The organism is Agromyces terreus (assembly GCF_009749465.1).
Taxonomy (GTDB): domain Bacteria; phylum Actinomycetota; class Actinomycetes; order Actinomycetales; family Microbacteriaceae; genus Agromyces; species Agromyces terreus.
The window spans coordinates 38,377-62,087 of sequence record NZ_WBIS01000008.1; the positions used below are offsets into that span (position 1 = coordinate 38,377).

24 protein-coding genes are annotated in these 23,711 nt (G+C 71.9%); 5 read left to right on the top strand and 19 right to left on the bottom strand.

What is annotated here, in order from left to right; all coding sequences use genetic code 11:
* Positions 1-208: 208 nt before the first annotated feature.
* Positions 209-715, top strand: coding sequence for a GNAT family N-acetyltransferase (locus GQQ92_RS13575; protein ID WP_156999843.1), 507 nt, complete (start codon positions 209-211; stop codon positions 713-715).
* Positions 716-911: 196 nt separating this feature from the next.
* Here the strand turns inward: GQQ92_RS13575 and GQQ92_RS13580 are convergent, their stop codons facing one another.
* Positions 912-1,496, bottom strand: a complete 585-nt coding sequence (locus GQQ92_RS13580) for an NUDIX hydrolase family protein (protein ID WP_156999844.1) — start codon at positions 1,494-1,496, stop codon at positions 912-914.
* 41 nt (positions 1,497-1,537) lie between these two features.
* Between GQQ92_RS13580 and GQQ92_RS13585 the strand changes: the two genes are divergently transcribed.
* Complete coding sequence (locus tag GQQ92_RS13585; protein ID WP_156999845.1) at positions 1,538-2,176, top strand: alpha/beta hydrolase; 639 nt, start codon at positions 1,538-1,540, stop codon at positions 2,174-2,176.
* A gap of 330 nt (positions 2,177-2,506) precedes the next feature.
* On the opposite strand, the gene GQQ92_RS13590 is transcribed toward GQQ92_RS13585, so the two are convergent.
* Positions 2,507-2,902: a DUF5997 family protein gene (locus tag GQQ92_RS13590; protein ID WP_156999918.1), complete on the bottom strand. Its 396-nt coding sequence runs from the start codon at positions 2,900-2,902 to the stop codon at positions 2,507-2,509.
* 170 nt (positions 2,903-3,072) lie between these two features.
* Between GQQ92_RS13590 and GQQ92_RS13595 the strand changes: the two genes are divergently transcribed.
* Both GQQ92_RS13595 and GQQ92_RS13600 read left to right on the top strand, forming a co-directional pair.
* Entirely contained in the window at positions 3,073-3,801 is a 729-nt protein-coding gene (locus GQQ92_RS13595; protein WP_156999846.1) for a LysR family substrate-binding domain-containing protein, read from the top strand.
* Positions 3,798-4,541, top strand: a complete 744-nt coding sequence (locus GQQ92_RS13600; protein WP_156999847.1) for a glutamine amidotransferase — start codon at positions 3,798-3,800, stop codon at positions 4,539-4,541. The genes GQQ92_RS13595 and GQQ92_RS13600 overlap by 4 nt, the downstream gene beginning before the upstream one ends.
* Positions 4,542-4,547: 6 nt before the next feature.
* On the opposite strand, the gene GQQ92_RS13605 is transcribed toward GQQ92_RS13600, so the two are convergent.
* From GQQ92_RS13605 to GQQ92_RS13640, 8 genes are all read right to left on the bottom strand, one after another.
* Positions 4,548-5,372 carry a YidC/Oxa1 family membrane protein insertase gene (locus GQQ92_RS13605; RefSeq protein ID WP_156999848.1) on the bottom strand — a complete coding sequence of 275 codons (825 nt, stop codon included), beginning with the start codon at positions 5,370-5,372 and terminating at the stop codon, positions 4,548-4,550.
* 96 nt (positions 5,373-5,468) lie between these two features.
* Positions 5,469-5,759 carry a DUF6412 domain-containing protein gene (locus GQQ92_RS13610; protein ID WP_156999849.1) on the bottom strand — a complete coding sequence of 97 codons (291 nt, stop codon included), beginning with the start codon at positions 5,757-5,759 and terminating at the stop codon, positions 5,469-5,471.
* A gap of 163 nt (positions 5,760-5,922) precedes the next feature.
* Complete coding sequence (locus tag GQQ92_RS13615; RefSeq protein ID WP_156999850.1) at positions 5,923-7,407, bottom strand: aldehyde dehydrogenase (NADP(+)); 1,485 nt, start codon at positions 7,405-7,407, stop codon at positions 5,923-5,925.
* 56 nt (positions 7,408-7,463) lie between these two features.
* Positions 7,464-8,465 (bottom strand): proline racemase family protein, encoded by a 1,002-nt coding sequence (locus GQQ92_RS13620; RefSeq protein WP_156999851.1) that lies wholly within the window; start codon positions 8,463-8,465, stop codon positions 7,464-7,466.
* 41 nt (positions 8,466-8,506) lie between these two features.
* Positions 8,507-9,424, bottom strand: a complete 918-nt coding sequence (locus GQQ92_RS13625) for a dihydrodipicolinate synthase family protein (RefSeq protein ID WP_156999852.1) — start codon at positions 9,422-9,424, stop codon at positions 8,507-8,509.
* Positions 9,421-11,061, bottom strand: coding sequence for an NAD(P)/FAD-dependent oxidoreductase (locus GQQ92_RS13630; RefSeq protein ID WP_156999853.1), 1,641 nt, complete (start codon positions 11,059-11,061; stop codon positions 9,421-9,423). The genes GQQ92_RS13625 and GQQ92_RS13630 overlap by 4 nt, the downstream gene beginning before the upstream one ends.
* Positions 11,058-11,381, bottom strand: coding sequence for a (2Fe-2S)-binding protein (locus GQQ92_RS13635; protein ID WP_156999854.1), 324 nt, complete (start codon positions 11,379-11,381; stop codon positions 11,058-11,060). Before GQQ92_RS13635 ends, GQQ92_RS13630 begins: the two co-directional genes overlap by 4 nt.
* Positions 11,381-12,565 carry an NAD(P)/FAD-dependent oxidoreductase gene (locus GQQ92_RS13640; RefSeq protein ID WP_156999855.1) on the bottom strand — a complete coding sequence of 395 codons (1,185 nt, stop codon included), beginning with the start codon at positions 12,563-12,565 and terminating at the stop codon, positions 11,381-11,383. The genes GQQ92_RS13635 and GQQ92_RS13640 overlap by 1 nt, the downstream gene beginning before the upstream one ends.
* 198 nt (positions 12,566-12,763) lie before the next feature.
* On the opposite strand from GQQ92_RS13640, the gene glsA reads away from it, so the two are divergent.
* Positions 12,764-14,023, top strand: coding sequence for a glutaminase A (gene glsA, locus GQQ92_RS13645; protein WP_156999856.1), 1,260 nt, complete (start codon positions 12,764-12,766; stop codon positions 14,021-14,023).
* A 5-nt stretch (positions 14,024-14,028) separates the two neighbouring features.
* On the opposite strand, the gene GQQ92_RS13650 is transcribed toward glsA, so the two are convergent.
* The 9 genes from GQQ92_RS13650 to GQQ92_RS13690 form a co-directional block, all read right to left on the bottom strand.
* On the bottom strand, positions 14,029-14,700 hold the full coding sequence (locus GQQ92_RS13650) for a GntR family transcriptional regulator (protein ID WP_156999857.1): 672 nt from the start codon (positions 14,698-14,700) through the stop codon (positions 14,029-14,031).
* 40 nt (positions 14,701-14,740) lie between these two features.
* Complete coding sequence (locus tag GQQ92_RS13655; protein ID WP_308206765.1) at positions 14,741-16,273, bottom strand: aminopeptidase P family protein; 1,533 nt, start codon at positions 16,271-16,273, stop codon at positions 14,741-14,743.
* 8 nt (positions 16,274-16,281) lie between these two features.
* Entirely contained in the window at positions 16,282-16,992 is a 711-nt protein-coding gene (locus GQQ92_RS13660; protein WP_156999858.1) for an ABC transporter ATP-binding protein, read from the bottom strand.
* Entirely contained in the window at positions 16,989-17,786 is a 798-nt protein-coding gene (locus GQQ92_RS13665; protein WP_156999859.1) for an ABC transporter ATP-binding protein, read from the bottom strand. The genes GQQ92_RS13660 and GQQ92_RS13665 overlap by 4 nt, the downstream gene beginning before the upstream one ends.
* Positions 17,783-19,018 carry an ABC transporter permease subunit gene (locus GQQ92_RS13670; RefSeq protein WP_156999860.1) on the bottom strand — a complete coding sequence of 412 codons (1,236 nt, stop codon included), beginning with the start codon at positions 19,016-19,018 and terminating at the stop codon, positions 17,783-17,785. The genes GQQ92_RS13665 and GQQ92_RS13670 overlap by 4 nt, the downstream gene beginning before the upstream one ends.
* 4 nt (positions 19,019-19,022) lie before the next feature.
* Entirely contained in the window at positions 19,023-19,940 is a 918-nt protein-coding gene (locus tag GQQ92_RS13675) for a branched-chain amino acid ABC transporter permease (RefSeq protein WP_156999861.1), read from the bottom strand.
* Between the two features lie 68 nt (positions 19,941-20,008).
* Positions 20,009-21,193: a branched-chain amino acid ABC transporter substrate-binding protein gene (locus GQQ92_RS13680; protein WP_156999862.1), complete on the bottom strand. Its 1,185-nt coding sequence runs from the start codon at positions 21,191-21,193 to the stop codon at positions 20,009-20,011.
* A gap of 355 nt (positions 21,194-21,548) precedes the next feature.
* Positions 21,549-22,088 (bottom strand): GNAT family N-acetyltransferase, encoded by a 540-nt coding sequence (locus GQQ92_RS13685; protein WP_156999920.1) that lies wholly within the window; start codon positions 22,086-22,088, stop codon positions 21,549-21,551.
* A gap of 121 nt (positions 22,089-22,209) precedes the next feature.
* The gene (locus GQQ92_RS13690) at positions 22,210-23,646 is read right to left on the bottom strand and encodes a DUF2252 domain-containing protein (protein ID WP_232057703.1); all 1,437 of its coding nucleotides are present in this window, start codon (positions 23,644-23,646) and stop codon (positions 22,210-22,212) included.
* Positions 23,647-23,711 lie beyond the last annotated feature (65 nt).

Sequence of the window (23,711 nt, forward strand, 5' to 3'; positions counted from 1 at the left end):
GCGCACGTCGACGCAGCCCACGTCACCCGATTCGGAGATATTCGCGACACGCCGCGGTGCAGAGGCCCGAACTGCGGCGCGTCTCGAAATCTCCGAATCGGGCAACTGGCAGCCGCTCGGCGAAGCCGCGCCACCAGGGGTGGTCACGGAACCACAGGGCGACCCCGCTCGATTTGTCGCTCGCCGGAGCCTGGCTTAGCCTCTGGATATGAGCACCGACGTTGTTGCCGAAGCACTTGTGATCCGTCCGGTCCGCGATTCCGACGCCGAAGCCCTCGGCCGTGTCCACGCCCAGTGCTGGCACGAGGACTACGACCAGCTGGTCGACGAGGCCACCCTCGCGAACCTCTCCCCCCGCCGCATGGCCGAGCTCTGGGCGCACCGCCTCGGGCAGAACGAAGACCACACCTACTTCGCCGCGCTCGTCGACGGCGAGATCGTCGGCTTCGCCGGCGCAGGCCCCGCTCGCGACGACGACGCGCCCCGCGAGCACGAGCTGTTCTTCATCCACCTGCTCGACTCGCACCACGGCCACGGCATCGGCCAGAAGCTCTTCGACGCCACCGTGGGCGACGCCGCGGCGACGCTGTGGGTGCCGTCGGCGAACACCCACGCGATCGGCTTCTACGAGCGCAACGGCTTCACCGCCGACGGCGCCTCGCACGACGAGCCGTTCCTCGGCGAGACCATCCACGAGATCCGCATGGTGCGCTGAGCGGGCGCACTCGCGATTCTGACGAGACGGACGGATGCTGCGGCATCCGCCCGTCTCGTGCTCTGGGGCCGTGCTGCGGCATCCGCCCGTCTCGTACTCGGGGGCCGTGCCGCGGCATCCGCCCGTCTCGCGCTCTGGGGACGTGCTGCGGCATCCGCCCGGCTCGCGTCGCCGCCGGCCGCGGTGCCGCAGACCCTCAGCGCAGCGCACCGACCGACGCCAGCGCCTGGCGCACGAGCAGCCCGCGGCCGCCCTCGAACTCGTCGCCGACCGCGTCGGATCCGGCGTCGGCGGGCGTCATCCAGGTGACCTCGAGCGCGTCCTGACGCGGCTCGCAGGTGCCCGTCACGGGCACCACGAACACGAGCGACACCGCGTGCTGGCGGTCGTCGTGGAACGGCGAGACGCCGGGCATCGGGAAGTACTCGGCGACGGTGAACGGCACCGGGCTCGCGGGCAGCAGCGGGAACGCCATCGGCCCGAGATCCTTCTCGAGGTGGCGGAACAGCGCGTCGCGCACGGTCTCGCCGTACATCACGCGACCCGACACGAGGGTGCGGGTCATCTCGCCGACCGCGTTGGCCCGCAGCAGCACGCCGACCTCGGTGACCTGCCCGAGCCCGTCGACGCGCACGGGCACCGCCTCGACGTAGAGCAGCGGGAGCCGCCCGCGGATCTCGGCGAGCTCGATGTCGGTCAGCCAACCTGGTGACGGATTCGACGCGGGCTGGTTGACGGGCTCGTCGCCGTTCCAGTCGGGGTCCGGGGTGCGCACGCTCATGCCTCGATTCTGCCCCAGCATCGCCGGGATACGATGCGTGGATGCGAATCGACGACGAGGCGGTGCTCTGGTCGGCCTCCGAGGCCGACCGCGCGGGCCGGCCGCTGCTGGTGCTCCTGCACGGATTCAACTCGAACGAGGGCGACCTCTTCGGCCTCGGCCCGTACCTGCCCCTCGAGCCCACGCTCGCGTCGTTGCGGGCCCCCGAGTTCACCGGCTACGGCTACGCGTGGTTCCCGCTGCTCGCCGAGGGCGCCGAGATGTCGATCGAGGGCGCGGATGCCGCGACCGACGCGATCCTCGACTGGCTCGACCGGGTGGCGCCCGACGGGGCATCCGTGGGCCTGCTCGGATTCTCGCAGGGCGGGGCGATGGCGATCGAGCTGCTGCGCCGCGCCCCCGAGCGCTTCTCGTTCGCGGTGAGCCTGGCCGGATTCGTGCTGCCGGGCGAGCGCGCCGGCGACGGCGACGCTCGCCTCGCCGAGCTCGCGCCGCCCGTGTTCTGGGGCCGCGGCACCGACGACACCGTGATTCCGGATGCCTCGGTGCAGCGCACCCGCGACTGGCTGCCGTCGCACTCCTCGCTCGACGAGCGCATCTACGAGGGGCTCGCTCACTCCGTCTCGGAGGTCGAGCTCGCGGATGTCGCCGCGTTCGTGCGCGCGCAGTACGCGGCCTGACGCGCCGCGCAGAGCCTCCCGACTGCGCCGTGCACCCCTCGGCTTCAGGCCGAAGGCGCCGGGTCAGGACGAAACGGCGGGAAACGTCCTGATCCGGGAACGTCGGCCTGACGCCACCCTGAGATCAGGCCGAAGGTGCCGGATCAGGACCAAACGGCCGAAAACGTCCTGATCCGGGAACGTCGGCCTGACTTCACCCTGAGATCAGGCCGAAGGCGCCGGATCAGGACCAAACGGCGGAAAACGTCCTGATCCGGGAACGTCGGCCTGATCTCTCGCCCGGGGCGGGAGAAGAGCGGCGGGGGGAGGAAGAGGAGGAGGAGGAGGAGGTCAGACGCCCGAGCCGCCGGAGGTGCGCCCCTCGGCCCGACGTGCGGCGCGCTCCTTGTCGCGCTCGGCGACGCGGATCTTCTCCTGACGCACGGCGGCCTGCGTGGCGCGCTCCTGCACGAGCCACTGCGGCGGCGCCTCGAGTAGCGACTTGATCTCGGCGCTCGTGAGCGGGTCGACGACCCCGCCCCGGGCGAGGCCCGAGTTCGAGATGCCGAGCTTGGCCGCGACGACCGTGCGCGGGTGCGGGCCCTCGCGGCGCAGCTTCTCGAGCCACTCGGGCGGGTCGGTCTGGAGCTTCGCGAGCTCGTCACGGGTGACGACGCCCTCGCGGAAGTCCTCGGGGGTCGCGTCGAGGAGGATCCCGAGCTTCTTGGCGGCGGTCTCGGGTTTCATCGACTGGGAGGCGTTCACCCTCACACGTTAGCCGGTTCACCTGTGCGCGGCATCCGCTGGCTCCTCCTGCTCGCCCGCTCCAGTCCCACTTCGGCCCGCCCGCGCCCAGCGACCGCCACCGGGGCGCGATAGCCTGTGGTGGGCGTTTCCGCGGCACAGGAGGGGGCGAGATGACCCTGCAACTGCGCTATGTCGCCGGGGTCAGCCCCGCACGATGGCTCCGCGCCTGGAACGAGCGACGGCCCGACCTGCCGCTCGAGGCCCGTCGCGTCGACGAGCCGGCCCAGCTCGACGGCCTGCGCGAGGGCGAGGTCGACGTCGCGTTCGTGCGGCTGCCGATCGCCGACGAGGGCCTGCACGTCGTCGCGCTCTGGGAGGAGCAGCCCTTCGTCGTGCTGCCCCACGACCACGCGTTCGCCGACGAGGCATCCGTCACGCTCGCCGACCTCGCCGACGAGCCGACCGCACCGATCCAGGACGACGCGGCGATGACCATCGAACTCGTGGCCGCCGGCACCGGGCTCGCGCGGGTGCCGCAGGGCGTCGCCCGGCTGCACGCCCGGAAGGACGTCGTCGCGATCCCGATCTCGGATGCCCCGACCACCCGCATCGCCCTGGTGTGGACCCTCGAGCGCGACGACGCCGACATCCAGGAGCTCGTCGGGGTCGTGCGCGGCCGCGGCGCGAAGAGCTCGCGCGGGCGCGACGACGACGAGCCCGCGCTCTCGCCCGCGAAGGCCGCGAAGAAGGCCGCGGCCGAGCGCCGGGCCGCCGAGGCGGCGAAGTCCGGCAAGGGCAAGGGCAAGGGCGGCGGCGCGAAGTCCGGCAAGGGTGGCAAGACGTCGCGCCCGGGCCCGCGCACCGGCGGCAAGCAGCGCAACCAGCGGAGGGGCCGATGAGCGACGCCCGGCCGTTCCTGTTCCTGTCGGCGCGGCCCGAGGTCGAGGCCGTGGGGCCCGAGTACGAGTCCGTGCGGCGGGCCATGGGCGTCGACGCGGGCCGGCTCGAGCATGTTCGCCTCGACGTCGAGACGCTGCCGACGACCGACCTCTCGGCGTACGCCGGCATCGTCGTCGGCGGCAGCCCGTACAACGTGACGACCCCTGACGAGCACAAGCACCCCGTGCAGCGCCGCGTCGAGGACGACCTCGCACGCATCGCGCAGTCGGCCCTCGACGGCGGTCACCCGCTGCTCTTCACGTGCTACGGCATCGGCGTGCTCACGCGCCTGCTCGGCGGCACGGTCGGCGTCGAGCACGGTGAAGAGGCCGCCGCGGTCGAGATCACCCTCACCGACGCCGGCGTCGACGATCCGCTGACCGGGGTGCTCCCCCGCCGCTTCGACGCGCTCGTCGGGCACAAGGAGGCGACCGAGGCGCTTCCCGCCGACGCCGTGCTGCTCGCGTCCTCGGCCGCGTGCCCGGTGCAGGTGTACCGGGTCGGCACGAGCGGGGTGTACGCGACGCAGTTCCACCCCGAGGTCACGGCGGCGGAGTTCGTCGCCCGGGCGAACGTCTACCGGCACCACGGCTACTTCCCCGCCGCCGAGCTGCGGGCCGTGAGCGAGCGGCTCGCCGCGGCATCCGTCACCGCACCCCAGCTGCTGCTCCGCCGCTTCGCCGAGCTCGCCGACGCCTGACCGGGCTCACGCCGGCAGCGCCGGCGCCTGCGGGGACTGCGGCGGCACCGCCGGGTACATCCGTCGCAGCACGAGGCGCTGGCCGAGCGTCCAGGCGACCGTGACGAGCAGGTAGATCGCCGCGGCGAGCGGCACGAACATCGCCACCACCGCGGTGATGAACTGGAGCAGCCCCAGCACGCCCTGCATGCGGGCGAGGCCCTCGGGCGACAGGGTGCCGGGCATCGTGCCCGCGCCCGTCGTGGCCGGGCTCGCGGCATCCGGTGCCGTCGCGACCGGACGGAACGCCCGTCGCGTGATCTCGCCGACGAGCGCGATGAGCAGCACGATCGTGCCGAACACGACGATGACGGTCGGCGTCGCGGTGCCCGCGGCGATCGATCCGGCGAGGCTCGTGCCGAGCGGCACGCCGAACAGGGTGTGCGCGAGCAGCTCGTTCGGATGCCCCGCGATGACCGGCAGGATGAACAGGGCGTAGATCACGCCCACCACCGGGATCTGCACGAGCATCGGCAGGCAGCCCGCCAGCGGCGAGGTGCCCTCCTCGGCGTAGAGGGCCATCGTCTCGCGCTGCAGGCGCTCGGGGTCCTTCTTGTGCTTGCGCTGCAGTTCGGCGATCTTCGGGGCGAGCCGCGCGCGCGTGCGCTCGGCCTTCGCCTGCAAGATGCCGACCGGGATGAGGGCGGCGCGCACGAGCAGGGTCACGAGCACGATCGCGAGTGCGGCGCTCGACGCGCCGGCCAGGGGCTCGAGCAGGTTCGAGAGCGACATGAGGAGCGAATAGGCCGCGTCGAGCACGGCGGCGATGGGCGGGAAGGCGTAGAGGTTCACGAGAGCGTCCTAGCGGTCGGAGCGGAAACTGGGATTCCGTCTGGCCGCGAGGGTCGCCTCGGCCTCCCGCGAGCGCGGGACGAGGGGCGGATGTCGCTACGCGGCCGGGATGCCGCGCCCCGGCGCCCTCGGGCGCGGGCGACCTGCCGCATCGGGGTCGCTCTGGGCGATGAGCCGGCCCGGATCGGCCGTCTGCCGGAGCCGGAGCGACGCACCGGCCGGGTCTGCGCCGACGAGCGCGGGCACGGCGCGATGCGCGGTGACGAGGACCGCGACCGCGGCGACGCCGAGGGCGCCGATGACGAGCATCGAGACGTGCGCGTCGCCCGCGAGCTGCGGTTCGAGCACGCCCTGGATCAGGCGCAGGAGAGCGACGAGGTGTTCCATGTCGGCCTCCTCCCGCGCAGCGCGGGCGCGCCGCTGCCGTCCACGCTAGCACCGGCCCCGGCCTCGATTTCATTTTTCAGGAGGGGGTGTGCGATCGGCGCGGCGTGTCGCGGCGAACGCTGCCGCGACGGGCCGTCGCGCCCACACCCCCTCCTGAAAAAGGTCAGAGGTTCGCGCCCCAGGCGGTGGACTCGCCCGCGGGCGAGACGGCCTGCGGCACGCCCCACGGGTTCGCCGTCTGCAGCGGTGCGGGCAGCAGCTCCTCGGGGGCGCCCTGATAGGCGACGGGGCGGAGGAAGCGCGTGATCGCCGCGGTGCCGACCGAGGTCGACGAGTCGTTCGTGGTCGCGGGCCACGGCCCGCCGTGCTGCATCGCGGGGGTCACCGCGACCCCGGTCGGCCAGCCGCCGAAGAGCACGCGCCCGGCGTGCTCGGTGAGCACGCGCACGAGCGCGCGCAGCTCGGGCGTCGCCTCTCCGGCCGCGGCGTGCACGGTGGCCGTGAGGTTGCCCTCGAGCAGGATGGGCACGAGCGCGGCGAGGTCGGTTCCGGGATCGGTCTCGACGAGGATCGCGAGCGGGCCGAACGACTCCTCGAGCAGCGTCTCTCGCGCCGCCAGCAGGTCGTCGAGGGAGACGGCGACGACGGTCGGCGTGACCCAGCCCTGGCCTTCGCCGTCGAACTCGACCCGCCCTTCGGCGATCGCCCGGACCCCGGACGTCGCGAGGATCGCCTCGCGACGGGCGGCGTAGCCCTCGGTGATGCGCGGGTTCAGCAGGCGGTGGGGGGCGACGGATGCCGCGGCATCCGCGATGCCCTGATCGAGTCCGTGCCCCTCGGGCAGGAACACGTAGCCGGGCTTCGTGCAGAGCTGACCCGCCGACCCGCTGACGCTCGTGACGAACCCCGAGACGAGCTCGCCCGAACGCTCGGCGAGCGCGCCCTCGGTCACGAACACCGGGTTCAGGCTGCCGAGCTCGCCGAAGAACGGGATGGGCACCTCGCGCGCGGCGGCGATGCCGGCGAGGAACTGGCCGGCGGGGATCGAGCCCGTGAAGGATCCGGCCTTCACGCGCGGGTCGCGCAGGATCGCGACGCCCTCCTCCTGGCCCATGACGACCTGGAACACGCCGTCGGGCATGCCGGCGGCGGCGAGCGCCTCGACCACGACCGCCTCGGTGCGGCGGGTGAGCTCGGGGTGGCCCGGGTTGCCCTTGAGGATGACGGGGCAGCCCGCGGCGAGCGCCGAGGCGGTGTCGCCGCCGGCCACCGAGAACGCGAACGGGAAGTTCGAGGCGGCGAAGTTCACGACGGGGCCGAGCGGCACCAGGTAGCGACGCACGTCGGCGCGCGGGCCAAGCGCGAACTCGGGGTCGGCCGCGTCGATGCGCACGTCGAGGTAGCCGCCGTCGGCGACCGTCTCGGCGAAGAGCCGCAGTTGCACGGCGGTGCGGCGCAGTTCGCCCCGGAGTCGCGCCTCGGCGAGTCCGGTCTCGGCCATCGCGACGGCCACGAGCCCGTCGGCGTTCGCCTCGAGCGCGTCGGCGACGGCGACGAGCGCCCTCGCCCGGTCACGCGGGTTCGTGTCGGCGAACGGCTGCGCGGCGGCGGCGGCCGCAGCGGCGATGGTCTCGAGCTCGGGGTTCATGGATCTCCTCCTGGGTGCGGCGGGTGCGGGTTCGTGCGACGGAGCGGCGGTGCGGCCTAGAACTGGAAGCCGGTGGGGAACGGGTCGCTCGGGTCGAGCAGGTAGTTCGCGGTGCCGGTGACCCATGCGCGGCCCGTGATGGTCGGGATGACGGCGGGGCGCCCCTCGACCTCGGTCTCGGCGACGAGGCGCCCGATGAACCGGCTGCCGATGAACGACTCGTTCACGAAGTCGGTGTCGAGCGCGAGCTCCCCGCGGGCCCACAGTTCGGCCATGCGGGCCGAGGTGCCCGTGCCGCAGGGCGAGCGGTCGAACCAACCGGGGTGGATGGCCATGGCGTGGCGCGACAGCGCGGCATCCGACCCCGGCGCGATGAACTCCACGTGATGGCAGTGGTCGAGGCCCTCGATCGACGGATGCCTCGGCGGCGCCGTCTCGTTGATCGCCGCCATGATCGCGAGTCCGGCGGCGATGATGTCCTGCTGGCGCGAGCGCTCGTAGGGCAGCCCGACGGCGTCGAGGTCGACCATGGCGTAGAAGTTGCCGCCGAAGGCCATCGAGTACGGCACCGTGCCGAAGCCCGGCACCTCGACGGTCGCGTCGAGCACGTCGACGTAGCTCGGCACGTTCTCGATCGTGACCGAGTCGGCGTGCCCGTCGCTCACGGCGACGCGCGCGATGACGAGGCCCGCCGGGGTGTCGAGGCGGATCTCGGTGACGGGTTCGACGACCTCGACCATGCCCGTCTCGACGAGCACGGTCGCGACGCCGATGGTGCCGTGACCGCACATGGGGAGGCATCCGCTCACCTCGATGTAGACGACGCCCCAGTCGCAGTCGGGGCGGGTCGGGGGCTGGAGGATGGCGCCGCTCATCGCGGCGTGCCCGCGCGGTTCGTTCATGAGGAACAACCGCAGGTCGTCGAGGTGCTCCATGAAGTGGAGCCGCTTCTCGTTCATCGTCGCGCCGGGGATGACCCCGACGCCGCCGGTCACGACCCGCGTGGGCATGCCCTCGGTGTGCGAGTCGACGGCCGAGATGACCCGGTTCGAGCGCATGCGTCCTCCTCCAGCCCTTCCGTTCGCTTCAGCCCGCGGGCTCAGCGGCTCGCGATGTAGTCGAGCGCCTTCTGCGTGTCGCGGCGCACCTGCGCCTCGTGCTCGGCCGTCAGCGGGCCGCGCGGCGGACGCGTGGGCCCGCCGTAGCTCTGCCCTGCGATGTCGATCGAGAGCTTGATCGCCTGCACGAACTCGGTCTTGGAGTCCCAGCGGAAGACCGCGACGAGCTGCGTGTACAGCGTACGCGCCTCGTCGATGCGTCCGGCCTTGACGAGGTCGTAGATCTCGACGGCCTCCTTGGGGAACGCGTTCGGGTAGCCGGCGAACCACCCGGTCGCGCCCACCACGAGGGATTCGAAGAGCAGGTCGTCGGCGCCCGCGATGACGTCGATGTCGCAGAGTTCCTTGATCTCGAGGACGCGGCGGATGTCGGCCGTGAACTCCTTGATCGCGACGACGTTCTCGAGCTGCGCGAGCTCGGCGACGAGGTCGGGCGTCAGGTCGACCTTCGTGTCGAAGGGGTTGTTGTAGAGCATGATCGGCAGCCCTACCTCGTTCAGGCGGGTGTAGTGCTCCACGATCTCGCCGCGGTTCGCGCGGTAGATCGTCGGCGGCAGGGCGAGCACGCCGTCGGCGCCGTCCTCCTTGGCGTACTCGGCCCACTGCACGGCCTGGTGCCAGCCGACGCCGTGCACGCCCGCGACGACGAGCCCGCGACCGGCGACGGTCTCGACGGCGACCTGGATCACCTTGCGGCGCTCCGCGTCGGTGAGGCTCGAGTACTCGCCGAGCGATCCGTTCGGGCCGACGCCGCGGCATCCGTTCTCGATCAGGAAGTCGCAGTGCGCGGCGAACCGGTCGAAGTCGACGGCGAGGCCGGCGGGTGCGGAGGGGTCCTCCTTGAAGGCGAGGGTGGTCGCGACGACGACTCCGCCGAGGTCGAATTTCTGCGTGGTCATGGGTGTCCCTTCCGGACGGTGTGGGTGGTGGATGTGGTGGGGTCTTCGGCGGCGGCGAGCTCGCCGATGCGCAACGGCGAAGCGATCGGCCTGCGGTCGGTGGTGGCCCGCCGGTCGAGGAGGCCGCCCGCGTCGCTCCGCCGGTCGAAGAGGCCGCCCGCGGCCGTCTCGAGACCAGCGGATGCCGCGTGCCCGGCGTCATCCTCGCCGCCGACGTCGGGCCCAGCGCCGAGGAGCTCCTCGACGGTGCGCCCGCAGATGCGCCCCTGGCAGATGCCGAGGCCCGCGCGCGTCGTGAGCTTCATCGAGCGCAGCCCGCTGCCGCAGGTCGCCTCGCGGGTGTCGCGGAGGCGCCCGTACGGCACCTCCTCGCAACGGCACACGAGAGTGTCGTCGTCGAGCCAGGAGGTCCAGCCGGAGCGGATGCCGTGCGCGGCCTCGATGCGGGCGGCGAACCCGGCGAACGTGCGCCGGGCGCCGACGGCCGCGCCGAGGTCGGCGTCGCGGGCGCTGCCGCCGGCCGCGACGTGCCCGGCGATCTCGCCCTCGGCGAGCGCCGCGTCGACGCCGCCGATGCCCGTGATCTCGCCCGCCGCGTAGACCCCCGCCACGCTCGTGCGCTGGCCGTCGTCGACGCGCACGAAGCGTTCGGGCGTGAGCTCGCAGCCCGCGGCGATCGGCAGTTCGAGGCGGGGGGTGAATCCGTGGCTCACGCACACGGCATCGGTCTCGACGCGGCGCTCGGTGCCGGCGATCGGCGCCCAGTCGGCGTCGACCTCGGCGATCGTCACGGCCTCGACCCGGTCGGCGCCGTGGGCGGCGACGACCGCTCGCCCGGTGACGTAGGGGATGCGGTGGCGCAGGTGGGAGCCGACGTAGCCCGCGAGCTCGCCGCCCTTCTTCGCCGCCCCGATGAGCTGCCACGGCTTCGGGAGCCACCCCCTGACGAGGCCCGCGACGCGGCTCGCCTCGTAGACGCCGAGGACCTTCGCGCCGGTGGCGGCGACCGATGCGGCGACCGGGAGCAGGAACGGACCGGCGCCGGCGACGACGACCCGCCCGCCGAGCGCGACGCGCTCCCCCTTGGCGAAGGCCTGCGCCGCACCCGCGGTGAACACGCCCGGCAGGTCCCATCCGGGGAACGGCAGGGTGCGGTCGTGCGCGCCCGTCGCGAGCACGAGCGCGTCGGGACGGAACGTGCGTCCGACGCGGCGGGTGCCGTCGGGCGGGCCGACGAGCACGTGCACCGCGACGGGGGCCGGCACGGTCGCGGCATCCGTCGAGGCCGAGGCATCCGTCACGGCCGAGGCATCCGCCCCGCCCGAAGCATCCGTCACGTCCGAGGCATCCGTGCGCTCGATCGCCCAGACCTGCGCACCGAGCACGATCTCGCAGCCGTCGTCGCGTTCGAGTTCGTCGTGCAGCGCCCGGTACGTGGACCAGCCGTGGTGCAGCGCGCGCTCGTTCGCCGACGGGCGTGACGGCGGCAGGTGGCGCCAGTACTGCCCGCCGGTCGCGTCGGACGCGTCGAGGAGGATCACGGAGGCCCCGCGCTCGCGGGCGGCTCGCGCGGCGGCGAGCCCGGCGGGCCCCGCGCCCACGACGAGCACCGTCCTGGTGCGGATCGCGGCGATCATCGGGCCGCCTCGGGGAGTTCGTCGTGCTGGGACTCGACGACGTCGCCGTCGCCCGCGCGTCGTTGGCAGGCGCGCACATCCCGTTCGCCGTTGACCGTGACGATGCAGTCGAAGCAGACGCCGATGCCGCAGAAGAGACCCCGCGGGCGCCCGTCGACCGACGTCCGACGCCAGGCGAGCCGACCCGTCGCGAGCACGACGCCCGCGATGGTCTGACCCTCGACGCCCGAGACGGGATCGCCGTCGATCGAGATCACGATGGGGGTCGCGGCGCCGGGCCGGATCGGATCGCGGTGCGCGGGCACGGGGCGTGCGGGCATCAGGCGGCCTCCTCGAGGTACGGTGCCAGGCTCGCGCGGGCGAGGCCGAACGGCGCGGCGTCGATGGGCGCCGCGGTGCCGAGCATGCCCGCGACGAGCAGCTCCGCCGTCGCGAGCGAGAGGCCGATGCCGGCGCCCTCGTGCCCGCTGGCGTGCCAGAGCCCCGCGATGCGGTGGTCTTCGCCGATCACCGGCAGGTGGTCGGGCATGAACGGCCGGAACCCACCGTAGGCGCGCATGATCGAGGCGTTCGCGAGGAACGGGAACAGGCGCAGCGCCTTCGTCGCGATCTCGCGGATCACGTCGACCCGGAGCCGCTCGTCGAACCCGACCTGCTCGCGGCTGGAGCCGAGGAGCACCGTTCCCGCGGCGGTCGATTCGACGACGCTCGAGGTCTGCAGCGCGGCATCCGATGACTGCGTGGCGCCGAAGTAGTCGCCGTCGTAGACCTTGTGGAACACGCGGTGGGGCATGCGCGTGGTGACGAGCACCATGCCGCGGCGGGGGCGGACGGGCAGGATCGCGCCGAGCGCGCGGGCCGTCTCGCCCGACCACGGGCCGGCCGCGAGGAGCACGGCGCCGGCCGGGACGTCGCCCGCGGTCGTGACGAGCCCGATGAGGCGACCGGATGCGTCGCGCTTCGCGCCCGTGACCTCGACGCCCGTGCGCACCGCAGCGCCGTGGTTGCGCGCCGAGGCGAGCAGCGCCTCGGTCGCGATCACCGGCTGCACCTGCGCGTCGTCGGGGTAGTGCACGGCTGCGGTGATCTCGGGGTTCAGCCACGGCTCGAGCTCGAGGGCCGTGCCGTTCGGGATCGCGCGCGCGTCGACGCCCGCGGCCCGCTGGCTCGCGGCGAAGGCGCGCAGCGGTTCGGCGCCGGCCGCCGTCGTGGCGACGACCAGGCCGCCCTTGCGCTCGTACTCGAGCGACGGGAAGGCGGGTCCGAGCTCGTCGGCGAGCTCGTCGACGAGGTCGGGCCAGAGCGAGGCGGCGTAGACCGCGAGGTCGAGCTCGGGGCCGGGGCCCTTGTCGGAGACGAGGAGGTTGCCCTCGCCCTTCGCACTGGTGCCGGATGCCGCGGCGCCGCGTTCGAGCACGGTCACGCGCACTCCGGCCACGGCGAGTGCCCGCGCGCAGGCGGCGCCGACGATGCCCGCGCCCACGATGACGACGTCGCTGACCATGGGGCGCTCCTCCGCTCTCGCATCCGATCCGACATCAGTAATATGTCACATATCGATCGGAGATTCAACGCTCCCGACCGGCCGGCACCGGTGGATGGATTCAGTGTCCTGTCCTTCCGGATGGTGCGCAACCGACGGATCGTCCACGGATGCATCCGGCGCCGCCATCGCCGACCCTGCGGGTCCTAGGCTGAGCGCATGGCCGACGAAGAGTCCGCACGCACGCCGCCACTGGGCTCGGGGCTCTCCGCCGTGCTCGACTCGGTGCTCGAACAGGCCAGGCCGACCGACGGCGGCGAGGTCGCGGGCTACATCCCCGAACTCGCGGACGAAGACCCCGAGCAGCTCGGCATCGCCCTCGCGAGCGTACGCGGAGCCGTGCACGAGGCCGGCGACAGCGACGCGGAGTTCACGATCCAGTCCGTCTCCAAGCCGTTCGTGTTCGCCCTCGCGCTCGAGCAGTCGGGGCTCGCGGCGATCACCCGGCACGTCGGCCTCGAACCGAGCGGCGAGCCGTTCAACGCCATCAGCCTCGAAGAGCGCACCGGGCGCCCCCTCAACCCGATGATCAACGCCGGCGCGATCGTATGCTCCTCGCTCATCAGGGGCGACGATGCCGCGGCCAAGTCCGGGGTCATCGAGGCCGGGCTCTCGGCGTTCGCCGGACGCACGCTCGACGTCGACGAGGCGGTCCTCGCGTCCGAGGCGGCTACCGGCGACCGCAACCGCGCGCTCGCGCATCTCGCCCGCGCCGCGGGAACCCTCGCGTCGACGGCCGCCGTCGCGACCGACGCCTACTTCCGCCAGTGCTCGGTGAACGTGACCGCCAGGGATCTCGCCGTCATGGCCGCGACGCTCGCCGCTGGCGGCGTGAACCCCGTCACGCGCGAACGCGTCGTGAGCGAGGACGTCGCCCGGTGGACCACGGCCGTCATGACGAGCTGCGGCATGTACGACGCCTCCGGCGAATGGCTCGTGCGGGTCGGGCTGCCCGCGAAGAGCGGCGTCGGCGGCGGCATCGCCGCGCTGCAGCCCGAGCAGTTCGGCATCGGCACCTTCAGCCCCAGGCTCGACGCGCGCGGCAACAGCGTGCGCGGCATCGCGATGCTCGAGGAGCTGAGCGAACGGCACGGGCTGCACATGCTCGAGCACCGCGCCGCGCCGCTCTCCCCCATCGGCGAGATCTCCGTGGGCGGCGACGGCTCGGCCTCGGCGGGCGACGACGTGGTCGCGCTCCTGCGTGGCGACCTCACCTTCGGCAACGCCGAGGAGGTGCTCACGCGACTGCAGCCCCTGCTCGAGTCCGGCCGCCACCTCACCCTCGACTTCAGCGCCGTCACGCGAGTGGGAGAGCCCGCCGCACGGATCTTCAGGTGGGCGGCGCAGGCCATGGGCGACGCGGCCGACGGGCGCCCGCGCCTCGAGCTGCGCGACCCCGACGGTGTGATCGGGGCCTGATCGGGCTACTCCCCCTCGGGGTTGCCCGCCCACCAACCGAGGGTGTGGTGGATGTGCCGGTGCATGAGCGCCCTGGCGCCCTGCGCGTCGCCGTCGGCGAGGCGCTGCAGCAGCACGAGGTGCTCCGCCGCCGACTCGTCGAGGCGCTTCGTCTCGAGCATGTCGGAGAGGCCCACGAGGCGGGTGCGGGAGCGCAGATCCGCCACGGTGGCGACGAGGAGGCGGTTGCCGAGCAGGCGGGTCAGCGCCAGGTGGAACTCGAGGTCGGCCTCGAGGTAGCTGCGGAGGTCGCCCGTGCGGGCGCCGTCGACGATCTGCTCGGCGAGAGCCTGCAGCGCGGGCAGCTCGTCGGCGGGGAACCGCCGTGCGAGCTCCTCCATGGCGGGCGGTTCGAGGAGCTGGCGCACCTCGACGATTTCGCGCAGCGCCTCGGGGCTCACGGTGGTGACGCGGAACCCCTTGTTGCGCACGGGCTCGACGAACCCGCGGCTCTCGAGGTCGAGCATCGCCTCGCGCACCGGCGTCGCCGAGACGTCGAACTGCGCGGCGAGCGTCGGCACCGTCAGCAGCTCGCCCGGCGCGAGCTCGCCCGAGATGATCGCCGCCGACAGGGCCTGTTCCACGCGGGCCCTCAGGCTCAGCTGCGCCTCGACCGGTCGGATCGCCGTCACGGCCATCTCGATGTCCTCTCTGTCGGAGGTGCGAGCCCGAAGCGGATCACCGCGCCCGCATCCACTGCTCGATGCCGGTCGCGTCGATCGGCAGCGCGGCCGACAGCACCTCTGAGCCGCCGGTCGTGACCAAAATATCGTCTTCGAGGCGAACTCCGACGCCACGCAGCTCGGGCGGCACCGTCGTGTCGAACGCGTGGAAGTACAGGCCGGGCTCGACGGTGAGCACCATTCCGGGCGTCATCACGTTGCCCTGGTACGCCTCGTAGCTCGATTGCGCGCAGTCGTGCACGTCGAGGCCCAGATGATGTCCGATGCCGCACACGAGGTAGCGCCGGTGGTGCTGGCCCTCGGGCGAGAGCGCCTCGTCGACGGAGACGGGCAGCAGCCCCCAGTCGGCGAGCCCGTGCGCGATGACCTCCATCGATGCCGTGTGGAAGTCGGAGAACGGCCGCCCCGGCGAGACGGCGGCGAGGCCCGCACGGTGCGATCGCTCGACGAGGTCGTGCACCTCGCGCTGCGCGGCGCTGAACGTGCCGGATGCCGGGAACGTGCGGGTCACGTCGGCCGTGTAGTAGGTGCGGTTCTCGACGCCCATGTCGAGCAGCAGCAGCTCGTCGGGCTTCACCGGACCGTCGCAGCGCACCCAGTGCAGCGTCGGCGCGTGCTCGGCGGAGCCGACGATCGTCGAGTAGCCGGGGCCGTTGCCGAAAGTGCGCGCGTGCCGGTCGAACGTGCCCTGCAGCCACCGCTCGCCGCCGAACTCGATCGCGTTCGGCAGCTCGCCGATCACGCTGCGGAACCCCTGCACCGTGGCGTCCACGGCGCGTCGGAGCTCCTCGACCTCCCAGTCGTCCTTGATCATGCGCAGCTCGGCGAGCACGCGTCCGAGCTCGGTCGAGCGCCGAAGGGCGGCGAGCGCCGGATGCCCCGAGTTCAGCGTGCCCGTGAGGAGCACGTCGTCTGCTCGCCCGATCGCGTCGGCGAGCCGGTCGAGCGGCCGCACGTCGATTTCGAGCGCGGCCGCCCAATCGCCCGCGTCGGGCGCCGAACCGACCCAGAGCTCGCCGTGCGCCGCGTTCGCGAAGAAGTCGGGGTTGCCCGGGTACGCGGGCGCGGGCACGAACAAGGTCGCGTCGTGCCCCGTTCCGGCGGGCGTCATCAGCACGACGGCGTCTTCGGCGGAGCATCCGCTCAGCCAGAAGAAGTCGCTGTCGGGGCGGAAGTCGTAGTTCGTGTCGTTCGCGCGCACGGGCGCACGGCCGGCGGCGACCACGATCGCGCGGCCGGGCAGCGCGGCGCTCAGCCGGGCGCGATGGGCTGCGGATGCCGCGGCGACGCCGGCCTCGACCGGCGGCGTGCGGTCGGGCGCGTCCCATCCCGTCGCCATGTACTCGAGGAACGCGGGCACCTCGCGCAGGCGCGGCAGCCGCGGGTCGCGGGTCGCGGGCGCCGGCATCGACGCCGTGGGGGTGCTGGGCGTCGCCGGAGTCCCGGGCGCCCCGGCGGCGTGCGCGTGGCCCGCGTGGGCCGCCTCGACGGCGGTCGAGCCCGTGTCCGATCCATGCATGCTCGTCATCTCCATCCTCATGCTCCCAGATACGCCTCGATGACCCGTGGATCGGCGGCGAGCTCGTCGGCGGTCCCCGACATCGCGACCGAACCGCCCTCGATCACGTACGCGCGATCCGCGATGCGGAGCGCGGCGCGCGCGTTCTGCTCGACGAGCAGCACCGTCGTGCCGTTCCTCCGCACGTGCTCGATGATCTGCATGACCTGCTTCACCACGAGCGGAGCGAGTCCCATGGAGGGCTCGTCGAGCAGCAGCAGCTTCGGGCCGCCGACGAGCGCCCGCCCGAGCGCGAGCATCTGCTGCTCGCCGCCCGAGAGCGTGCCGCCCTGCTGCGACCGCCGTTCAGCGAGACGGGGCATGAGCGCATACGCCTCGTCGGCCCGCTGCCGGATCAGCTTCTGGTCCTTCACCAGGTAGCCGCCGATCAGAAGGTTCTCATGCACCGTCATCGTCGAGAAGATCCGGCGACCTTCGGGGATGTGGAGCAGACCGGCCGCCACAATATCCCACGGCTGGAGTTTCGCGAGGTCCTGTCCGCGCCAGGTCACGGAACCCGCATTCGGGCGCACGAGCCCGGAGATCATCGAGAGGGTCGACGTCTTCCCGGCACCGTTGTTGCCGAGCAGCGCGACGATCTCGTTCTCCTGAACGTCGATCGACAGGCGGTCGAGAGCCTGCACCCGGTGGTAATACAGGTCGACGTCTGCGAGTACGAGGGCGCTCATTCGTCCTCCTCCGTTCCGAGGTAGGCCTCGATGACGGCCGGGTCGGCCTTCACCTCGGCCGGGGTGCCGTCGGCGATCTCCTTGCCGAAGTTCAACACCACGATGCGTTCGGACACCTCCATGACGAGGCCCATGTCGTGTTCGATGAGCACGATCCCGACCCCGAGATCCCTGATGCGCCGGATGAGCGCCATCAGCTCCGTCTTCTCGCGATGGTTCAGGCCGGCGCCGGGCTCGTCGAGCAGCAGCAGCCGGGGGCCCGTGGCGAGCGCGCGGGCGATCTCGAGCCGACGCTGCTCCCCATAGGGCAACTGCGTCACGAAGAGCCCCTCATCGTCGCGGAAGCCGACGAAGTCCAGCCATCCGCGTGCATCTTCGGTGCATTGCGCCTCCGCGCGCCGATACCGCGGCGTGTGCAGCAAGGCGTCGAAGAAGTTCTCTCGCAATCGCGCGTGCATCGCGGTCTTGACGTTGTCGATGACCGTCATGTCCTGGAACAGGCGCAGGTTCTGGAAGGTGCGCGCCATCCCCCGCTTCGTGATCGCCGAGGGCCGCACGCGGGTGATGTCCTCACCCGCGAATCGAACCGACCCCCCGGTGGGCCGATAGAAGCCGGTGATGCAGTTGAAGGCGCTCGTCTTGCCGGCGCCGTTCGGCCCGATCACCGAGACGATCTCGCCCGCGTGGACGTCGAAGCTCAGCCCGTCGACGGCTCGGACGCCGCCGAACTGCACGGCGAGATCGGTGACGCTGAGCAGGAGCTCGCCCGCGGCGACGGTGGGCTGTGCAGTCATCGTGCACCCCCGTCCCGGCCGGCGCCGGATCCATTCTCGGCGGGCCCCCGTGCCGCGTCGCCATCGCGGCCCTGCGCGGCATCCGCCGCCTGCTTCGCCTCGGCAGCCTGCTTGGCCTCGGCAGCCCAAGGGATGTTCGTCGTCGTCAACGGTTCGATCCTCCGTTTCTTCAAGAAGGGCAGCACGGCGTTCGCCGGCCAGAGTCCCGCGGGTCGGAAGATCATCACGACGACCAGCAGCACGCCGAAGATGAGGTACCGCCACTCCGAGAACTCGCGCAGGAACTCGGGGGCGAGCGACACGAACAGCGCTCCGATGATCACGCCGGGCGTCGAGCCCATGCCGCCGAGTACCACGGCCATGAGGATGAGCGCCGAATAGAGGAACTCGAACGAGGGCGGCGAGATCGCGCTGAGGTGCGACGCGAGCAACGAGCCGGCGACGCCACCCCAGACGGCGCCGATGATGTACGCCGAGAGCTTCGTCGTGTACCCGTTGATGCCCATCGCCTCGGACGCGTCTTCGTCATCGCGGATGGACTTCCACGCCCGGCCCAGCTTGCCGCGCGAGAGTCGGGCCGCGCCGACGGTCGCGAGCCCGAGGGCCACGATCACGACGAAGAAGTAGAACAGGACCTTCGAGGTGAACGTGATGCCGAACAGCTCGAGGCCGTCGGCGAACGACCAGCCGAAGAACGACCAGGTCGGGATGCCGTGGATGCCGCTCGCACCGCCCGTGATCGACAGGTTCGTCGCGGTGATGCGGATGATCTCGCCGAACCCGAGCGTGACGATCGCGAGATAGTCGGATCGGAGACGCAGGGTCGGCCCGCCGATCACGACCCCGGCGAGCACGCAGGCGAGGATCACGATCGGGATCGTCTCGAACATGCTGAAGCCGAACTGGGTCGTCAGGATTCCCGACGTGTACGCGCCCACGGCGACGAAGGCGATGTACCCGAGGTCGAGCAGCCCGGCGTAGCCGACGACCACGTTCAGGCCCATCGCGATCATGACGTAGATGAAGGCCGAGGTGAGGATCGAGATCACGTACGGCGACGCCGTGATGAACGGCACCGAGAGCGCGAGGATGAAGAGCAGCAGCCCGGTCGTGTTCATGAAGCGCTGCGGAGCGAGCAGCCCCGAGAGCGGGGCCGGTCGGGCGTGGAGCGGAGCAGGCGCTTCGATGTATGCACCTCGCGCCGCGGCATCCGTGGATCTGGTCGTGGCCATCCGGTCACATCCTCTCTGCGATTCGGGCACCGAGGATTCCGGTGGGTCTGATGGACAGGAAGAGGATGAGGCAGGCGAACGTGAAGACGTCGCGCCATTCGCCGCCGAGCACGAACGTCCCGAACGACTCGAGGAGGCCGAGCACCAGGCCGCCGAGCATCGCCCCGTAGAGGTTGCCGATGCCGCCGATCACCGCGGCCGTGAACGCCTTCAGCCCGATCGTGAAACCCATCAGGAAGTCGATCGAGCCGTAGTACGCACCGGCCATGACGCCGGCGGCCCCGGCGAGTGCGGAGCCGATGAAGAACGTCCGGGAGATGACGCGGTTGACGTTGACGCCCATGAGCAGCGTCGCGCGGGGGTCGAGTGCGATCGCCCGCATGGCGCGGCCTTCCTTCGACCGCATGACGTAGAGCTGGAGCACCCACATGAGCAGCGCCGCGATCACCATGAGCACGATCTGCGGCACGGACACCCGGCCGCCGAGCACCTCGACGGATTCGCCGCTGAGGCGGAACGGGAACACCTCCGGAGCCGGTCCGAAGATCTGGCGCACCCCGTACTCGAGGGTGAACGAGACGCCGACGGCGGTGATGAGCACGGCGAGTCGTGGCGAGTTCCGCAGCGGCCGGTACGCGACGCGCTCGATCAGCACGCCGATGCCGCCGGTCAGGATCATCGTGATGAGCAGGACGAGCAGGAGGATCGGCAGCGACGCGGTGCCGAGGAACCCGATCACCGAGCCGAGGAGCACGAAGGCGATGAACGAGCCGAGCATGTAGATGTCGCCGTGGGCGAAGTTCAGGAGCTTGATGATGCCGTAGACCATGCTGTAGCCGAGGGCGACGAGTGCGTAGAACGAGCCGACGAACAGGCCGTTCCAGATGAGTTGGAAGAGATCTCCGGTGATGAATTCGATCATGTCTGTTCCGATCCGCGAGCGTGCTGCCCCGGCGACGCCCGATCGGGGCGTCGCCGGGACGGGTCGGCTCAGCTCTGCAGGTCGTCCTTCAGCACGAAGGTGCCGTCGGCGTCGATCGAGACGATCGCGAAGCCGCCCTCGGACAGGGTGCCCTCAGGCGTGAAGGTCAGCGGTCCCGAGAAGATCGGGAATCCGTCGAGGCCGCGCAGCGCCTCGATGACGGCGTCCGTGTCGGTCGATCCGGCATCCGTCATGGCCTCGGCCATGACTCGCACCGCGTCGTAGGACTGGGTCGAGTACGGGCCGGGCTCCGACCCGAACGCCTCCTCGTAGTCCCCGATCCAGTCGCCCGCGCCTTCCAGCATGTCGGGCGTCTGCGTGAAGGTGGCCACGACGTTGTCGGTGTAGCCCTCGCCGGCGATCTCGGCGAACTTGCGGTCGACGCTGCCGTCGCCGACAAGGATGGGGCCGTCGTAGCCCGCATCGACGAGCTGGCGGGTGATCAGCGCGCCCTCCTGGTAGTACCCGGTCCAGACGACGAAGTCCGGATTCGAGCTCATGACGTTGTTCACGTTCGCCGAGTAGTCCTTCTCACCGGGGGTCACGGACTGGTCGAGGACGACCTCGAGGGTTCCGTCCTCCTCCGCCTGCTCGACGAACGAGACGGCGAGGTCCTTCGAGTAGTCGGTGTTGTCGTTGAGCACGGCGACCCGGGTCGCGCCGACCTTCAGCGCGTACTCGAGCGTCGCCGCGGCCTGCTGGGTGCCGGTGCCGTTGATGAGGAAGACGTTGTCGAGTCCGGCTTCGACGAGCTTGTTCGAGTTCGCGGCCGGGATCACCATCGGAATGCCGGCTTCGGAGAAGATCGGCAGGGTCGGGAGGGTGGCGCCCGAGCAGTACCCGCCGACCGAACCCTCGATTCCCGCGGCGACGAGCTTGTTGGCCGCGGCGACCGAGGCCGTCGCGTCGCACGCGTCGTCCTCGGCGACGAGCTCGAGCTCTCGTCCGTTCACTCCGCCGTCGGAGTTGATCTCGTCGACCGCGAGCTGCGCGCCGTTCTGCATGTACTCGCCGAATACCGACTCCGAACCGGAGAACGGCGCGAGCAGGCCGAGCTTGATCGGGCCGGACTCGTCGGCGTCGGAGCCTCCGCCGCCGGCGATGCCGCCGGCGCAGCCGGCGAGGATGATCGCGGCCGCGGCCGCGATCGAGGCGGACGCGAGTACGCGTCGGCCTCTGGGTGTGTTCGTCATAGGTCGGCCCTCCGTGATGCATCGATGGATCGCTTGGGTGCGAGCAATGCTGTGTCACACAGCACTGGTAGTGGGTGACATATTACTCATGGAACTCCCCCACCGGTCAAGCCCTGAATCACGTTCGGGGACGTCTTTCCGCGATCGACACCTTCGCAATTCAGGACGACGCGCCGTGCGCCGGCCCGACACGCCGGGCGGAAGCGCCGACACGCGGGGTCCATCCTGAATTGCGGATGCCTCGAGCGCGGCGGATGCCCCGGCACGGCGGGCAGACCCGGGCACGGCGGATGCTTCGGGCACGGCGGGCGCCCACGGGCACGGGCACCCCCGCCCGCCCCGCCCGCCGACCCGCTCAGTCCTCGAGCAGCCGCTCGAACAGCACGTGGTCCTGCCACTCGCCCGCGATGCGGAGGTACCGGCGTGCGAGCCCGAACCGCTCGAACCCGTTGCGCTCGAGCACGGTCTGCGAGGCCGCGTTGTGCACGAGGGTGCCCGCCTGGACGCGGTGGAGGCCGGCATCGCGCGCGGCGTGCAGCGCGACGCCGACGGCCGTGGTCGCGAGACCGCGCCCGACGAGCCCGCCGTCGACCCAGTACCCGAGGTTGGCGTTGCGGAACGCGCCCCGCACGATGTCGGTCAGGTTGACGCGGCCGACGATCCGGTCGCCGTCGACGAGCACGAGCGGGATCGCGGTGCCCGCCTCGTAGCGTTCCAGCTGCGCTCGCGCGTCGCGCACGTGCACCGCGTCGGTGAAGAACCCCTCCGAGCGCTCGGGCTCCCACGGCGCGAGATGCTCGCGGTTGCGCCGGTACGCCTCGGCGAGCGCGGGCCCGTCGTCGGCGGCGAGGAGGCGCACGGCGATGCCGTCGTCGAGTTCGACCGGGTCGCGCATGCGGTCCTCCCTGCTCTGCGGGCGGATGCCGCGGGGCGACGTGGGCCCCGAGGCATCCGCGGGGCGACGAACCACGCTAGCAGCCGCCCCGCTTCACGCGCAGGGCGGCAGGCGCACGCCCTCAGGCGTCGACGGCCGCGATCCGCCCCTCGTCGATCGCGCGGGTGAACGCGCGGAAGTCCTCGTCGTTCTGGTCGGCGTACGACACGGCGAAGGCCGAGACGGCGTCGTCGAAGGCGCGCGATCCCCCGAGGTAGGCCGCGATCGCCACGCGGTCGCCGGTTCGCCCGTGCGCCCTCGCGAGCGTCTCGCCGCAGAGCCGTGCGTAGAGCTCGGCGCCGTGGGGCACCAGCTTCTCGGGGTCGAACGAGCCCTTCCAGTCGTGGAGCTGCCGCAGGTAGAAGTCCCGGCGGCGCCCGTTCGCGTCGGTGACGCCGGGCGACCAGCCGAGGAAGATGTCGCCGGATGCCTGCATGAGCCGCTGCCCCCGCACGACGCGTTCGCCGTGGCTCGCGTGCTCGCTCGGTCCGAGGAACCGCTCGAGCACCGACGCCTGCGCTTCCTTCGCCTGGAGGAGGATCGCGTCGTCGTCGTCGCGCCCGCGCAGGAGCACGATCCACGAACGGGTGCCGACGCTGCCGACCCCCGACACGCGCCGCGCCATGTGCACGTACGAGTACTCGGAGAGCGGATGCCGCGCCGCGCCGAGCGTCGACCGGTACGCGTCGAGCACCTCCCGCATGAGCTCGGCGGTCGCCGCCTGCTCGCCTCCGACGAAGTCCTCGACGGGCACGACGAGCGGCGGGTCCGGGAGGATCCGCATGCGGCCGTCGACGAAGCCCACGAGCTTGGACACGGCCTTCACGCGGTCCTTCGAACGGGCCTTGGCCGCGACGGAGTCGATGCCGCGGACCTGCCGTTTTCCGGCGCGGTCCGCCTTCCGCTCCCGGCGCACCCATTCCCGCACGCTCTCGACCGAGACGGTGTCGTACCACGCGTCGAGCACGGACGCGCCGGCGGCCCCCTGCATCTGCTCGCGGTAGCCGCGCACAGCGGCGCGCCGCATGCCGTCCCGCTCGCCGTCGGTGAACCCGCGGTGCCGTCCGGCGATCTCGATGCTCGCGACGAGCCGTTTGACGTCCCACTCGAACGGACCGGGAAGCGTCTCGTCGAAGTCGTTCATGTCGAATACGAGCCGGCGCTCCGCCGAACCGAACAGCCCGAAGTTCGAGAGGTGCGCGTCGCCGCAGAGCTGCACGACGAGGCCGCTGTCGCGGATCGTGGCGAGATCGGCCGCCATGATGAGCGCCGCGCCGCGGAAGAACGCGAACGGCGAGGTGCGCATGCGTCCGTGGCGGATGGGCACGAGGTCGGGATCGCGCTGGGCGGCCTGCCCCTCGAGCAATGCGACCGGGTCGACGCGCGTCTGCGGCGGGGTCCACTCCGCGTGCCCGCTGCGTCGCAGGCGGGCGCGCGCCTCGAGACCTGCCGCTCGTCGGGCCTCGAAGTCGGAGGATTGCGGCGACAGGCGGGCGACGGGCATGGTCGACGGGCTCACGTGAACCTCCACTCGCGACGGCGACGTCGGATGCGTCCCCTGGTCGGAGCGTACCTCCGGAGGAC

Coding starts and splice junctions, on each gene's coding strand:
- GQQ92_RS13670 (WP_156999860.1), bottom strand. CDS start 19,018: ATGGCCACGACCAGATCCACGGATGCCGCGGCGCGAGGTGCATACATC.
- GQQ92_RS13635 (WP_156999854.1), bottom strand. CDS start 11,381: ATGCCCGCACGCCCCGTGCCCGCGCACCGCGATCCGATCCGGCCCGGC.
- GQQ92_RS13585 (WP_156999845.1), top strand. CDS start 1,538: ATGCGAATCGACGACGAGGCGGTGCTCTGGTCGGCCTCCGAGGCCGAC.
- glsA (WP_156999856.1), top strand. CDS start 12,764: ATGGCCGACGAAGAGTCCGCACGCACGCCGCCACTGGGCTCGGGGCTC.
- GQQ92_RS13685 (WP_156999920.1), bottom strand. CDS start 22,088: ATGCGCGACCCGGTCGAACTCGACGACGGCATCGCCGTGCGCCTCCTC.
- GQQ92_RS13610 (WP_156999849.1), bottom strand. CDS start 5,759: ATGGAACACCTCGTCGCTCTCCTGCGCCTGATCCAGGGCGTGCTCGAA.
- GQQ92_RS13590 (WP_156999918.1), bottom strand. CDS start 2,902: ATGAAACCCGAGACCGCCGCCAAGAAGCTCGGGATCCTCCTCGACGCG.
- GQQ92_RS13620 (WP_156999851.1), bottom strand. CDS start 8,465: ATGCGCTCGAACCGGGTCATCTCGGCCGTCGACTCGCACACCGAGGGC.
- GQQ92_RS13630 (WP_156999853.1), bottom strand. CDS start 11,061: ATGATCGCCGCGATCCGCACCAGGACGGTGCTCGTCGTGGGCGCGGGG.
- GQQ92_RS13575 (WP_156999843.1), top strand. CDS start 209: ATGAGCACCGACGTTGTTGCCGAAGCACTTGTGATCCGTCCGGTCCGC.
- GQQ92_RS13680 (WP_156999862.1), bottom strand. CDS start 21,193: ATGACGAACACACCCAGAGGCCGACGCGTACTCGCGTCCGCCTCGATC.
- GQQ92_RS13580 (WP_156999844.1), bottom strand. CDS start 1,496: ATGAGCGTGCGCACCCCGGACCCCGACTGGAACGGCGACGAGCCCGTC.
- GQQ92_RS13650 (WP_156999857.1), bottom strand. CDS start 14,700: ATGGCCGTGACGGCGATCCGACCGGTCGAGGCGCAGCTGAGCCTGAGG.
- GQQ92_RS13625 (WP_156999852.1), bottom strand. CDS start 9,424: ATGACCACGCAGAAATTCGACCTCGGCGGAGTCGTCGTCGCGACCACC.
- GQQ92_RS13600 (WP_156999847.1), top strand. CDS start 3,798: ATGAGCGACGCCCGGCCGTTCCTGTTCCTGTCGGCGCGGCCCGAGGTC.
- GQQ92_RS13595 (WP_156999846.1), top strand. CDS start 3,073: ATGACCCTGCAACTGCGCTATGTCGCCGGGGTCAGCCCCGCACGATGG.
- GQQ92_RS13660 (WP_156999858.1), bottom strand. CDS start 16,992: ATGAGCGCCCTCGTACTCGCAGACGTCGACCTGTATTACCACCGGGTG.
- GQQ92_RS13665 (WP_156999859.1), bottom strand. CDS start 17,786: ATGACTGCACAGCCCACCGTCGCCGCGGGCGAGCTCCTGCTCAGCGTC.
- GQQ92_RS13655 (WP_308206765.1), bottom strand. CDS start 16,273: ATGACGAGCATGCATGGATCGGACACGGGCTCGACCGCCGTCGAGGCG.
- GQQ92_RS13615 (WP_156999850.1), bottom strand. CDS start 7,407: ATGAACCCCGAGCTCGAGACCATCGCCGCTGCGGCCGCCGCCGCCGCG.
- GQQ92_RS13640 (WP_156999855.1), bottom strand. CDS start 12,565: ATGGTCAGCGACGTCGTCATCGTGGGCGCGGGCATCGTCGGCGCCGCC.
- GQQ92_RS13675 (WP_156999861.1), bottom strand. CDS start 19,940: ATGATCGAATTCATCACCGGAGATCTCTTCCAACTCATCTGGAACGGC.